We start from the raw sequence: 342 nt of genomic DNA on the forward strand, positions 1-342 counted from the left end.
ATAATGCTGATGGAGAATTGCGATGAAACGGCTTCTTGTTACCGGTGCGGCAGGCCAGCTCGGCCGCGTCATGCGCGAACGCCTCGCACCGGTGGCCGAGATCTTGCGCCTCGCCGATCTCGCTCCGCTAGACCCGGCAGGCCCGAACGAGGAATGCGTGCAGTGCGACCTGGCGGACGCAAATGCCGTTGATGCCATGGTCGCTGGTTGCGACGGGATTATCCACCTTGGCGGCATATCGGTGGAAAAGCCGTTCGAACAAATCGTTCAAGGCAACATCATCGGGCTTTATAATCTCTATGAAGCCGCCCGCGCCCATGGACAGCCGCGGATCGTTTTTGC

Annotated in this window: 1 protein-coding gene; it reads left to right on the plus strand. The window is 59.6% G+C overall.

What is annotated here, in order from left to right:
• Positions 1 to 22 precede the first annotated feature (22 nt).
• On the plus strand, positions 23 to 342 hold a 320-nt coding region (locus EN804_RS35495), incomplete at its 3' end, for an NAD(P)-dependent oxidoreductase (RefSeq protein WP_135922366.1).

Origin of the sequence: Mesorhizobium sp. M8A.F.Ca.ET.161.01.1.1 (assembly GCF_004792105.1) — a bacterium.
Lineage (GTDB): Bacteria > Pseudomonadota > Alphaproteobacteria > Rhizobiales > Rhizobiaceae > Mesorhizobium.